Source organism: Pseudoalteromonas sp. BSi20480 (genome assembly GCF_000241365.1).
In the GTDB taxonomy this organism is placed as follows: Bacteria; Pseudomonadota; Gammaproteobacteria; order Enterobacterales; family Alteromonadaceae; genus Pseudoalteromonas; species Pseudoalteromonas marina.
The window spans coordinates 1-12,173 of sequence record NZ_BADX01000028.1 but is presented as its reverse complement, the minus strand read 5'-3'; the positions used below and the strand labels follow the sequence as shown (position 1 = coordinate 12,173).

At 40.5% G+C, this 12,173-nt stretch carries 13 protein-coding genes; 8 read left to right on the top strand and 5 right to left on the bottom strand.

Annotated features, from left to right (window positions below; genetic code table 11):
• Positions 1-18 precede the first annotated feature (18 nt).
• Positions 19-1,140 carry an alanine dehydrogenase gene (gene ald, locus P20480_RS14790; RefSeq protein ID WP_006792872.1) on the bottom strand — a complete coding sequence of 374 codons (1,122 nt, stop codon included), beginning with the start codon at positions 1,138-1,140 and terminating at the stop codon, positions 19-21.
• 142 nt (positions 1,141-1,282) lie between these two features.
• Between ald and lrp the strand changes: the two genes are divergently transcribed.
• The 6 genes from lrp (at position 1,283) to serS (ending at position 8,063) form a co-directional block, all read left to right on the top strand.
• Positions 1,283-1,762, top strand: a complete 480-nt coding sequence (gene lrp / locus P20480_RS14795) for a leucine-responsive transcriptional regulator Lrp (RefSeq protein ID WP_006792871.1) — start codon at positions 1,283-1,285, stop codon at positions 1,760-1,762.
• Between the two features lie 157 nt (positions 1,763-1,919).
• On the top strand, positions 1,920-4,418 hold the full coding sequence (locus tag P20480_RS14800; RefSeq protein WP_008127237.1) for a DNA translocase FtsK: 2,499 nt from the start codon (positions 1,920-1,922) through the stop codon (positions 4,416-4,418).
• The gene (gene lolA / locus P20480_RS14805; protein WP_008127235.1) at positions 4,415-5,041 is read left to right on the top strand and encodes an outer membrane lipoprotein periplasmic chaperone LolA; all 627 of its coding nucleotides are present in this window, start codon (positions 4,415-4,417) and stop codon (positions 5,039-5,041) included. The genes P20480_RS14800 and lolA overlap by 4 nt, the downstream gene beginning before the upstream one ends.
• Complete coding sequence (locus tag P20480_RS14810; protein ID WP_008127233.1) at positions 5,034-6,377, top strand: replication-associated recombination protein A; 1,344 nt, start codon at positions 5,034-5,036, stop codon at positions 6,375-6,377. Before lolA ends, P20480_RS14810 begins: the two co-directional genes overlap by 8 nt.
• On the top strand, positions 6,370-6,750 hold the full coding sequence (gene crcB / locus P20480_RS14815) for a fluoride efflux transporter CrcB (protein WP_010556384.1): 381 nt from the start codon (positions 6,370-6,372) through the stop codon (positions 6,748-6,750). The genes P20480_RS14810 and crcB overlap by 8 nt, the downstream gene beginning before the upstream one ends.
• An 8-nt stretch (positions 6,751-6,758) precedes the next feature.
• On the top strand, positions 6,759-8,063 hold the full coding sequence (gene serS, locus P20480_RS14820; protein ID WP_008127231.1) for a serine--tRNA ligase: 1,305 nt from the start codon (positions 6,759-6,761) through the stop codon (positions 8,061-8,063).
• Positions 8,064-8,291: 228 nt separating this feature from the next.
• Here serS and P20480_RS19090 read toward each other — a convergent pair whose 3' ends face one another.
• Both P20480_RS19090 and P20480_RS14825 read right to left on the bottom strand, forming a co-directional pair.
• Positions 8,292-8,432, bottom strand: a complete 141-nt coding sequence (locus P20480_RS19090; RefSeq protein WP_008127229.1) for a tyrosine-type recombinase/integrase — start codon at positions 8,430-8,432, stop codon at positions 8,292-8,294.
• A gap of 143 nt (positions 8,433-8,575) precedes the next feature.
• Entirely contained in the window at positions 8,576-9,517 is a 942-nt protein-coding gene (locus tag P20480_RS14825; RefSeq protein WP_008127227.1) for an integron integrase, read from the bottom strand.
• A 245-nt stretch (positions 9,518-9,762) separates the two neighbouring features.
• Here P20480_RS14825 and P20480_RS14830 point away from each other — a divergent pair, with 245 nt between their 5' ends.
• On the top strand, positions 9,763-10,239 hold the full coding sequence (locus P20480_RS14830; protein WP_008127225.1) for a hypothetical protein: 477 nt from the start codon (positions 9,763-9,765) through the stop codon (positions 10,237-10,239).
• A gap of 84 nt (positions 10,240-10,323) precedes the next feature.
• Here P20480_RS14830 and P20480_RS14835 read toward each other — a convergent pair whose 3' ends face one another.
• Positions 10,324-10,935, bottom strand: a complete 612-nt coding sequence (locus P20480_RS14835) for a hypothetical protein (RefSeq protein WP_008127223.1) — start codon at positions 10,933-10,935, stop codon at positions 10,324-10,326.
• 405 nt (positions 10,936-11,340) lie between these two features.
• Positions 11,341-11,586, bottom strand: coding sequence for a hypothetical protein (locus P20480_RS14840; protein ID WP_008127221.1), 246 nt, complete (start codon positions 11,584-11,586; stop codon positions 11,341-11,343).
• 138 nt (positions 11,587-11,724) lie between these two features.
• On the opposite strand from P20480_RS14840, the gene P20480_RS17620 reads away from it, so the two are divergent.
• Positions 11,725-12,024 (top strand): hypothetical protein, encoded by a 300-nt coding sequence (locus P20480_RS17620; protein ID WP_033025002.1) that lies wholly within the window; start codon positions 11,725-11,727, stop codon positions 12,022-12,024.
• Positions 12,025-12,173 lie beyond the last annotated feature (149 nt).

The following is a 12,173-nucleotide window of genomic DNA, read 5'->3' as shown; positions in this document are numbered from 1 at the left end:
ATTGGTACAAACGCTTAATTAAGCGTTTTCAACCGCTGTACGTGGGTCAACGTAATCCATGTTAAATGCTTCAGCAACTTCTTTGTACGTTACTTGGCCTTTAATTACATTTAAGCCTTTTAAGAAGTTAGCGTCGTCTAGCAATGCCTTTTTGTAACCTTTGTTTGCAAGGTTAATGATAAACGGCAATGTTGCATTGTTAAGTGCAAATGTAGACGTACGTGGAACAGCACCCGGCATATTCGCAACACAGTAGTGAACAACTTCATCAACGATGAAAGTAGGATCAGCATGCGTTGTTGCTTTAGATGTTGCAATACAACCGCCTTGGTCAATAGCAACGTCAACAATAGCAGCGCCAGGCTTCATTGCTTTGATGTGCTCTGCTGTTACAAGCTTAGGAGCAGCAGCACCAGGGATTAGTACGCCACCAATAACTAAATCTGCTTCTAGTACGTGTTTTTCAAGTGCATCAGCTGTTGAGTAAATAGCTTTTACTTTATTACCAAATTGCGCGTCTAGTGCACGTAGTACATCAATGTTACGGTCAAGTACTACAACATCAGCACCTAGGCCTACAGCCATTTGTGCAGCGCTACGACCAACCATGCCGCCGCCGATAACAACAACTTTAGCTGGCTCAACACCAGGTACACCGCCTAGTAACATACCACGACCGTGGTTAGACTTTTCAAGGGCTTGTGCACCGGCTTGAATAGACATACGGCCAGCTACTTCACTCATTGGCGCTAAAAGTGGTAAACCACCACGAGAGTCAGTCACTGTTTCATAAGCAATACAAATCGCTTTGCTCTTAACAAGGTCTTCAGTTTGTGGAAGATCCGGTGCAAGGTGAAGGTAAGTGAAAAGAATTTGGTCTTCACGAAGCATTGCACGTTCAACTGCTTGTGGTTCTTTTACTTTTACAATCATGTCTGCGTTTGCAAAAACGTCAGCCGCAGTTGCTAAAATGTCTGCACCTGCTTGGGTGTAATCTTCATCTGTAAAACCAATACCCATACCTGCATTCGTTTCTACAACCACTTGGTGGCCGTGATTAACTAATTCACGAACACTAGCAGGAACCATACCTACGCGGTATTCATGGTTTTTGATTTCTTTAGGTACACCAATAATCATAACATTTGCCTTATTAAGAACGGATTGAAATTTTTCACTATTATATTCATGACAAGCCAGTGTGTCTCACCTTTTTTAAATACCAAGCTAGTGTTATTATCTAAATAATAAAAATAAACAGAGTAAAAAACTAGTGAGCCTTATGCATCAGTTATTAGACAGAATAGACCGTAAAATTTTGATGGAATTACAACATGATGGGCGTCTTTCAAATGTTGAACTGGCCCGACGAGTTGGCCTGAGCGCCACGCCCTGCCTAGAGCGCGTAAAAAAGCTTGAGCGAGAAGGTTACATACTCGGATACAAAGCGGTGGTCGATCCGGCTAAGTTAGGGCAGGGGTTATCGGTGTATGTAGAAGTTACGATTACCAAAACCTCGCCAGACGTATTTGACGAGTTTAGTGCAGCCGTGAAAAAGCACGAAGAAATAATAGAATGTCACCTAGTGTCGGGTAATTTTGATTTCTTGCTTAAAACGCGTGTTAATGATATGTCAGAATACCGTGGTGTATTAGGAGACATTCTTTTAAAGTTGCCAAACGTGAGTGAAAGTCGAACCTATGTAGTTATGGAAGAAGTAAAAGGTGAAGACGGCGTAATTATTCGCCCTTACATTGCATAAGTTTAACTGTTAAAGGTAAACAGACTCAAATTTATAAAAACGTGTTCATAATCAGGCCATACACATTAAGATAAAGTGCATCAAATTGCATTTCCTGCTAAGGTATTTGACTGCTGTTGAAGTGTAATAAATAGAATAATAAGAGGGATAGGAAGTTATGCGCCTAAACGGTGTGCAAAGACTATTAGAAACAGGGCTGATTATCAGTACCTTTGCTGCAATATTTATTTTATGTGCCTTAATCAGTTTTGACCCGGCAGATCCTTCGTGGTCACAAACCGGCGAATTTAGAAACGTAAAAAATATTACAGGCACCGCCGGTGCGTGGGTTGCCGATATACTGCTGCTTACTTTTGGGTGGCTTGCGTATTTAGTTCCGGCGGCGATTCAGTTATTCGGCTATTTATTGTTTAAACAGCCGCACCGTATTTTACAGCTTGATTACACAACATTAGCCCTTCGCATTATAGGCTTAGCCCTGTTTGTGACCTCAGCTACGGCAATTAGCAGTATTAACTTCGACGATATTTATAATTTTTCATCAGGCGGGGTAGTGGGAGATGTCATTGCGACTGCCATGATGCCGGCGTTTAATTTTACCGGCACATCAATTTTGCTATTGTGTTTCTTTTTTGCAGGATTAACCCTTTTAACAGGCGTGTCGTGGGTTGATTTTGTAGATTACCTAGGCGATTTAATGGTTAGGTTGTATCGCTTTATTACTTCGTACATAAAAGGTTGGATAAACAGAGAACGAATTGCTGCAAACACAAACAGTGACAATGCAGATGCTCAGTTTAACGACGACCTCACTGAGCAGCTTGAAGCGCCAGTAGAGGCAAAAAACGACGCACCTCAAAAAGCCATTAATAAACCGCAAACGCCTTTTACAGAGCCACATATCAGCGACGACTACAGCCCATTTGATGAGCTTGACGATATACTCGATCAAGAAATTGGCTTTAGTGCAATAGATGATGAACCAATGGATACGGCAGCGGCATTAAACGCGCTTGATCAAAGCCAAGTTGTAGAACCTGAAAAACCAGTAACAACCGTGGTATCGCCAGCAAGGCCTATGCCAAAAGCAAAGCCTGCGTATCAGCCACCACCAACAGCAAAAGAAAAGTTTGAACAACTGCTTGACCAAGAGCCGCCACCAGGCCCATTACCGTCGCTTGATTTACTCGACAGACCCGATAAAGCTAAAAACCCAATTTCGCAAGAAGAGCTTGATGTTGTATCACGCCTTGTAGAGACAAAACTTCTCGACTTTAACGTACAAGCTACAGTAGTTGGTGTATATCCTGGGCCTGTTGTAACGCGATTTGAGCTTGATTTAGCACCGGGAATAAAGGTGTCTAAAATTACCGGTTTATCAAAAGATTTAGCCCGCTCGCTTTCAGCTATTAGTGTACGTGTTGTTGAAGTTATTCCGGGTAAAACTTACATAGGTATAGAGCTGCCTAACAAACACCGTGAAATAGTACGCTTGTCTGAAGTAATAAATGCGCCTAAATTTGAGCAAAATCCATCACCGCTTACCATGGTATTAGGTAAAGACATTGCAGGGCAACCTGTGTGTGCCGATTTAGGTAAAATGCCACATTTATTGGTAGCTGGTACAACGGGCTCGGGTAAGTCAGTGGGCGTTAATGTAATGATATTAAGCTTACTGTATAAATCGGGCCCAGATGATGTACGTATGATCATGATTGACCCTAAAATGCTTGAACTTTCGGTTTACGAGGGGATACCGCATTTATTATGTGAAGTGGTTACCGACATGAAAGAAGCGGCTAACGCGCTGCGTTGGTGTGTAGGTGAAATGGAACGTCGTTATAAATTGATGTCAGCGTTGGGTGTGCGTAATTTAAAAGGTTACAACCAAAAAGTACTTGATGCCAAAGAAGCGGGCTACCCCATTATGGACCCACTTTTTAAAGACACAGACGGTATGAAGGACGGCCCCGACGAGCTTGAAAAACTACCAAGCATTGTTGTGGTAATTGATGAGTTTGCCGACATGATGATGATTGTTGGTAAAAAAGTAGAAGAACTTATTGCACGTATAGCGCAAAAAGCACGTGCAGCAGGGATTCACTTAGTACTTGCCACTCAGCGTCCATCGGTTGATGTAATTACAGGCTTAATTAAAGCCAATATACCAACGCGTATGGCGTTTCAGGTATCAAGTAAAATAGATTCGCGCACCATACTTGACCAGCAAGGAGCCGAAAACTTACTCGGTATGGGTGACATGCTTTATTTACCGCCAGGTACAAGCGTGCCAGAGCGTGTGCATGGCGCATTTGTAGATGACCACGAAGTACACGCAGTCGTTAACGATTGGAAAGCGCGTGCTAAACCTAATTACATAGATGAAATTCTTAATGGCGATGCCACTGAAGATATTTTACTACCCGGTGAAGCAAGTGAAAGTGCAGATGAAGAGTCAGACCCACTTTACGACGAGGCGGTCGCATTTGTAATTGAGACAGGCAAGGTATCGGTTTCATCAGTACAACGTAAGTTACGCGTAGGCTATAACCGTGCAGCACGCTTAGTAGAACAAATGGAAACATCAGGTATCGTAAGTTCACCAGGTCATAATGGTGCTCGCGATGTATTAGTACCTAATGGAGCAAACCAATGAAAAAATTAAACAGTTTATTATTAGTATTAAGTGGCTTAATTGCCGCACCGAGTTTTGCAGACGACAGCCAAGCACTGCAAGACAAACTGGCAACACTTAAAAGCTTTAAAGCGCAGTTTGCACAAAAAGTAACAGACAAAGAAGGCCAAGCCGTAATGCAAGGCGAGGGTACAATCGCCCTTAAACAACCTATGATGATACGCTGGGAACAAACCAACCCAGACGATACTTTATTTGTATCTAATGGTGATAAAACCTATTACTTCGACAGTTTTGCTGAGCAAGTAACCATAATGAATACTCACAGCTTAATAGACTCAACGCCGTTTGTATTACTTACCTCAAAAGACCCTGCACAATGGGAAAAATACAGTGTTCAAGCAACAGACTCAGGCTATAGTGTTACGCCAAATAAAGGCGTAGAAAGCCAAGTAGAGCAGTTAGATATTACGTTTGTGGATAACCAAGCAGGCCTTGCAACATTAGTAGTGACAGATAACTCGGGCCAACTTTCATCGTTTACTTTTAACGATGCTAAAGTAAACACCGAGCTTGACGCCACAGTATTTGAATTTACACCGCCAGAAGGTGTTGAAATAGACGATCAAAGCCACGGTGAGTAATTTAGGCTTTAACTTTGGACCCGATGTACGCCCACTTGCGGCGCGAATGCGCCCAACAACGCTTGATGAATACATAGGTCAGCAGCATTTACTTAGTAGTGACAAACCTTTGCATCAAGCTATTGTTGCAGGGCGCTGCCATAGCTTAATTTTGTGGGGGCCGCCAGGGGTGGGTAAAACAACCTTGGCGCAAATTATAGCAAACCACGCCGATGCCGAGCTTATACAAATGTCGGCTGTGACCGCAGGCGTAAAAGATATTCGCGACAGCGTAACGCAAGCGCACGATAACCTACAAAGCCGCGGGCAACGCACTTTAATGTTTGTGGATGAAGTACACCGCTTTAACAAATCGCAGCAAGATGCATTTTTACCTCACATAGAAGACGGCACGTTTATATTTGTAGGCGCGACAACCGAAAACCCCTCGTTTGCACTTAATAATGCGATTTTATCGCGCGCACGCGTTTATGTTTTAAAGTCGCTTGCCGATACCGACTTATACACAGTAATAGAGCGCGCACTTGAGCAAGATGAGCAGCTAAACCAAAAAAACATTGTGATTGCCGATAACGCCAAAAAGGCGCTTTGCCAAGCAAGCGGCGGCGATGCCCGCAAAGTGTTAAACCTGCTTGAGCAAGCGGTTGATTTAACCACCGAGCATAACGGCACATACAACGTAGATGAGCACGTATTAAGCCAAGTACTGCCAACCCATTTAGCTAAATACGATAAAGGTGGCGATGAATTTTACGATTTAATCTCGGCTTTTCATAAATCGGTACGAGGCAGCTCACCGGATGGTGCGCTGTATTGGTATTGCCGTATTTTAGCCGGTGGCGGCGACCCACTTTATGTAGCGAGGCGTTTACTTGCCATTGCCACAGAAGACATAGGTAACGCAGACCCACGTGCGATGGAAGTGGCATTAAACGCTTGGGATATATTTCAGCGTGTAGGCCCAAGTGAGGGCGAACGCGCCATTGCACAAGCCACCTTATATTTGGCCAGCGCACCCAAAAGTAATGCGGTTTATATGGCGTTTAATCAAGCAAAGGCAGATGCCAAAAACGAGCCAAGTTACCCAGTGCCTGAGCATTTACGTAATGCACCAACCAACTTAATGAAAGACTTAGGTTATGGCGCCGAGTACCGTTATGCGCATAACGAAGAGGGCGCCTTTGCCGCTGGTGAAAAATACTTACCACCAGAAATGGACGGCAAGGAATATTACCTGCCGAGCGATCGCGGCCTTGAGCAAAAAATTAAACAAAAACTCGATTACCTAAAAGAGCGCGATGCGCAAAGCCCACTTAAACGATACGAAAATGATTAAACTTTATATGATGATCGCCCTTGGCGGTGCTTCAGGTGCTTGTTTACGGTTTTTTATTAGCGAAACCATGCTAAAACTCCTTGGTAGGGGATTCCCTTTTGGTACGTTGGCGGTTAATATTCTGGGTTCATTGTTAATGGGCGTTTTATACGGTTTGATAGATAAACAAATTATCACTGTAAGCCCCGCTAAAACCCTTATAGGTATTGGCTTTTTAGGTGCATTAACCACCTTTTCAACATTCTCAATGGACTCGTTGTTGTTGTTACAACAAGGTCACTTTATTAAAATGGCCCTCAATATCATCTTAAATGTGATGGTCTGTATTTTTATGGCTTGGCTGGGCCTTCAGCTGGTAATGCAAAAAGGTTAAAAACTAACATGTTAGATTCTAAATATTTACGACAAGACGTTGAGCAAACTGCAGCACGCTTAGCGGCTCGTGGCTACGAGCTTGATGTTGCAAAAGTGACAGAACTTGAAGAGCAACGCAAAACATTACAAGTAAAAACGCAAGAGCTTCAAAGTCAACGTAACGCCAGTGCTAAAGCCATTGGCCAAGCAAAAGCGAAAGGCGAAGACGCACAGCCGCTATTAGACGCAGTGGCAAATTTAGGCAGCGAATTAGACGCAACTAAAAAAGCGCAAGACGAAGTACTCAACGCGATTAACGACATTGCTTTAGCAATTCCAAATTTACCAGACGAATCAGTACCAGAAGGCGCTGATGAAGACGACAACGTTGAAATACTTACCTGGGGCACGCCTAAAAAGTACGACTTTGAAGTAAAAGATCACGTAGATGTAGGGCAAGACCTAAACGGCCTAGATTTTGAAATGGGCGTTAAAATTAGTGGCGCACGTTTTACAGTAATGCGCGGCCAAGTAGCACGTATGCACCGTGCACTAACGCAATACATGCTAGACACCCACACAGACACAAACGGCTATACAGAAATGTATGTACCGTACTTAGTAAACAGCGCAAGCCTATACGGCACAAGCCAATTACCTAAGTTTGCAGGCGACTTATTCCATACATTAGGCCTAGTAAACGACGACGGTGAACAACAAGCTGGCTTTAGCTTAATCCCTACAGCAGAAGTACCGTTGACTAACAGCGCACGCGACGAGATTTACGACGAAAGCGATTTACCGATTCGCTTAACTGCGCACACACCGTGTTTTAGAAGTGAAGCGGGCAGCTACGGTCGCGATACACGCGGCTTAATTCGCCAGCATCAGTTTGATAAAGTTGAACTAGTACAACTAGTTAAACCAGAAGATTCAATGCAAGCGCTTGAAGAGCTAACAGGCCACGCAGAGCAAATTTTACAAGCATTAGAACTACCATACCGTAAAGTAATTTTATGTATGGGCGACATGGGCTTTGGCGCAGCTAAAACATACGACTTAGAAGTATGGTTACCGGCACAAGATACCTACCGTGAAATTTCATCTTGTTCAAACATGGTTGATTTCCAAGCGCGCCGTATGCAAGCACGTTTTCGCCGTGAAGGGGCTAAAAAACCAGAGTTACTACATACACTAAATGGCTCAGGTTTAGCCGTTGGCCGTACACTAGTTGCCATACTAGAAAACTACCAACAAGCCGATGGTTCAGTAGTAGTACCAGAAGTATTACGCCCATACATGGGTGGACTTGAAGTGATTGGTAAAGCGTAAGGTTTAGCTATTAGTTTTTTGGCTATAAGTTTTAAGTAGAAAAGCCGCTGTTTTAAACGAACAGCGGTTTTTTTGTTTTAGGAAAAGGTTCGAGGTTAAAGGTAAAAGCTGAGATATTAATTCGCAGTGAAATTCATTGTGTAAGAATCGGCTTCATACATTATCGACGCTATTTTTGTATAAGGCGTACTTTAACGCGTGACACACAATTAAAAACTTTTGCTGGTTTTATAATCTCGAAAATGGGCTTACAACACCATTGGCTCCTTGTTGTAAAACATGAGTATATATTTGGGTTGTTCGCACATCACTATGGCCTAATTGTGCCTGAACCGTACGAATATCAGCGCCACTTTGTAATATACCCAAACTACCTCAAGATGCAGAATTCAGCGTTTCACAGGGGCTTAATATCAAGGCGTTACTTTGCAATAATGGCATTCCCTTTTAAGAAGTTACAACGATGAGAGTAAGTGCCTGTGAAGCGCCCAACGGGTTGGTTTAAATGCGATTTATACTGCGTTATTGATTTTAACAATAGAACCACTATTACTTACAATCAATGCCTTGCCTAAATCGCTTTTAATTCCAACTGAAACTCGCATCTTAAGGCGGTTTGGGTATAGTTTCGTTGCAAATGAATGGCGTAAGGTATGTGGTGTAACGTGTTTCCTAATTTTTGCATCGTCAGCAGCCTGTTTAACAGCGCGTTGTAATTGCTTTTCATCAATATGATGACGCCTCAGCTGCTTACTCTCAGGATCAATGCTTAATTTATGTGATGAAAATAAATATTGCCAACCTAATTGTCTGTTATGGTTTGGATATTTTTTACGTAACAAATGCGGCATGTAAGCGCCGCTATATAAGGGGTTTTTCAGATCTAATTGCAGGTAACTATCAACTAATTGTATTTGAGAACGTAATTGCGGTATGAGCTCTACTGCAAGCGTTACAACACGATTTTTACCTCCTTTGCCATCCCAAATTCGAATGCAGTTATAGTCAAAGTCAATATCGTGTACTCGTAAACGCAGTACCTCCATTAATCGCATACCACTGCCATAAAGTAGTCCACAGGGTAAATAATGCTTCGCAGAGCACACTTTAAAAAAATTATTTATTTCCTGCTGCGTTAAAACTACCGGTAGTTTAGTTGCTCGTTTGCTCTTAATAAAACCTAATGATAATGAGAGTGGCTTTTTAATCACTTCTTTAAATAAAAAGCTCAACGCATTTAAGGCTTGTGTTTGAGTATTAGGGGCAACATCTTGTTGGTTGACTAAATGATTTAAAAAAAGTTCGACCTCATTATCTCCCATCGTTGTTGGGTGCCTCATAGAGTTAAAACGAATAAACGAAGCTATCCAGTATAAATACGCTTTAATGGTACTTTTAGCATAACGCTTTAGATACATTTGTTCGGCTATCATAGTTAAAAAAGGTGATTTCATGATATGAATCTCTAGCAAAATTTAACTGTATATATAGACAGTGCATATTGTTTTGTCCAATATTACTGATCTCCACCATTTCGGTGTATTTTCGCACTGATTAAAAATAATTATCAGTTAACTAATTGTTTACAGGTGTTTATTTGATGGTTAAGATAAATGCATTGTAATATATGGACATTTGTCGGTTTATAAAACGACAAATGTCGTAGACAAAATTGTTATATGTAAATGGAGTTTACTTCATGGGTTGGCATAAAGATTTAAAATCTAAACCTAAAAAAAATCGTTTTTTCCCTCTCCGTTTTGGTGATGCTGTAAGAGCTGTTAAAGATTTAAATTTAATTCAATATGATGAAAGTCGTATTGCAATAAAAATGGAAAATATTGAAGGTGAATTCAATAGTGGCTTTCCATTATTTGATTTAGTACCAGAAGAAGATCTTGTTCTCTTTTCATTAGATGAAAGATTCGATTTTGATTTAACTAAAAAAGCAACTATGTTGGCGCTAGCAAAAACGAGTAAACTTAAAGTCAAACCTAAGGATCACATTCACAACTCATACTTTTGTGCTTACATAACGTCAAAAAATGAGGTCGTAATCACTCGTATAGATAGGACCTGTAAGCTAAAAAAATATAGAGGTGATGATAAACTTAAGAATGCCAGGTATGTTGGTAGTTCTTCCAAAGAGGTTGAACTGGAAAAATTTTACATATAACAAACAAATTATGGCAGGGACGCGCAAACAACGCGCGCCCCATATTTGAAACGTTATATGCTCCTCTAATCCTGAGAATACGTCTCATTCAAGAGGTTTTTCACACTTTTTCAGTAAATCCATTAAGTGGGAATGATCCTCTAAGTTAGTCCCCTTATCATACTTCTTTTGGTAGAGTTTAAAAGCTTCTGAAGTATTGGATATAAAAGGGAACCGTTTAAGTTCTTTACTCTCGTCATTGTTAGTCCCAAACTTCCCAAAATTATACATAACCTCCATACAATAGAAGTGGTTTATTGCTAAGTTCTCAACCTTCTTTATAGCTTCGTCTACGGGTATTTCAAATATATCTCCCATATCTACGAAAGAGTTCTCAAATTTTAAAAACCTCCGCAAAGCTTCTTTGTCTTTTGTCCCATAAGAAAACAAGGAAAATTTGACCCATCCCCGTAAGTCATCCCAGCAAAACTGACCTGCATACTCATAACTACAAACGGCAGTGTCACCACAAGGGTTGTATTTATTCCAACATAAAGTGTTGTATAGGTTTTGTATGCTAGTTAAACTATCCTCTTTCCTTTTAAATTCTTTCCTAAATCGGTACCTACTTAGTAACCCTCCGAACACTGCGCCTCCTATAACAGGTAGTATTATCCAGACTATTTTATTAAACACTTCTTTAATTAAATCTTCCACTTAACAATTCCATTTTAGAAAATTGCATAATACCCTGTAATAACTGCTAAATAAAATTAAGTCTTGGTAGCTTTATTTAAAAAGCATATAACAAGACAATTAAGAAGGACACGTAACAGCTCGCTACGCTCCTTCACCGTGCCTCTTATTGAGGTGTTATACGTTTCACACGTTCAGAGTAGTGTGATACTCTTGGTACTCTATAAACAACCCCTGATCTAATAAGGATATTAAAAATGAACACCCAAGAATATAAGCTGTATAGACAATACGAACCGAGAATAGATGAAATCAATTCACGTTTAGATATTGTGGATGAGGAAATACCTAAATTACAAAAGAAGTATCGTACTTCTGGTTACAAAGCTTCTGCCCTAGATGAACTTTTATCTTACGAGAAAGAGTCTAGCGAACTTCACCAAGAAAAGTTTCAAATTTGGAATAAGATAAAAACTGGTCTATAGCTTCTGAGACGTTCAATGCAAACTCCTCTGTATCTAACACTTTAGTATCAAGGGCTTTTCCTTGTTTTTGGGCGGATAATATTAATTTATTTATCTCATAGCGGTTTTCTAAAGTATTTTCCATTTGAGACACAATATATTTAAACATCTTCAAATCAAAAAGGGCTTTATCTGTTACATCATTCATATTATTTTCCTTCTATATTATTTAAAATTAAACTTGCTCACTATTGAACATAAACGGATAACAAGTTGCTAAAACGGACTCACTACGTTCGCCGCTTAGCAAGGCGTTATATTACTAATCAATCATGGAGTTACCAAAATGGAATGCATCAAAATAACCTTATCATCAAGCGATTACGCCAATGGTGTTCACATGGATATTCAAAATAAATTCTTTGAAGTATTCAAAATTAGCAAAGCACCAAAAAACATGATGATGTTATCACTAAAAGATCACCAGATAGACGGTAAGCCTATATTTTTATTGCCACATGATAACCCTTTGATCGTTGCGTTAAGTAGATTGTTTCAATCTGAAATATCAACGCTTCCTAATATTTCTGAACTATCACACCTATCAGGACATGCTGACGCTATAGATATTTTAGCTTCTAGCTGATCAACAATTAAACTATGACTATTGTGTACTATACAATTAGCAGGAAATCCTTTAACAGATCCGTCACTGTAAAGCTCCCATTCATGCCCTGTACTTTGTTGAATAACTTTAAAAATAATTGTTTTCATGGTTGTTCCTTAATCGTAATA

Excerpts from the sequence above, each read along its gene's own strand:
- lrp (WP_006792871.1), top strand. The coding sequence starts at position 1,283 with ATGCATCAGTTATTAGACAGAATAGACCGTAAAATTTTGATGGAATTA.
- P20480_RS14825 (WP_008127227.1), bottom strand. The coding sequence starts at position 9,517 with ATGAAATCACCTTTTTTAACTATGATAGCCGAACAAATGTATCTAAAG.
- P20480_RS14830 (WP_008127225.1), top strand. The coding sequence starts at position 9,763 with ATGGGTTGGCATAAAGATTTAAAATCTAAACCTAAAAAAAATCGTTTT.
- P20480_RS17620 (WP_033025002.1), top strand. The coding sequence starts at position 11,725 with ATGGAATGCATCAAAATAACCTTATCATCAAGCGATTACGCCAATGGT.
- crcB (WP_010556384.1), top strand. The coding sequence starts at position 6,370 with ATGATTAAACTTTATATGATGATCGCCCTTGGCGGTGCTTCAGGTGCT.
- ald (WP_006792872.1), bottom strand. The coding sequence starts at position 1,140 with ATGATTATTGGTGTACCTAAAGAAATCAAAAACCATGAATACCGCGTA.
- P20480_RS14840 (WP_008127221.1), bottom strand. The coding sequence starts at position 11,586 with ATGAATGATGTAACAGATAAAGCCCTTTTTGATTTGAAGATGTTTAAA.
- P20480_RS14800 (WP_008127237.1), top strand. The coding sequence starts at position 1,920 with ATGCGCCTAAACGGTGTGCAAAGACTATTAGAAACAGGGCTGATTATC.
- lolA (WP_008127235.1), top strand. The coding sequence starts at position 4,415 with ATGAAAAAATTAAACAGTTTATTATTAGTATTAAGTGGCTTAATTGCC.
- serS (WP_008127231.1), top strand. The coding sequence starts at position 6,759 with ATGTTAGATTCTAAATATTTACGACAAGACGTTGAGCAAACTGCAGCA.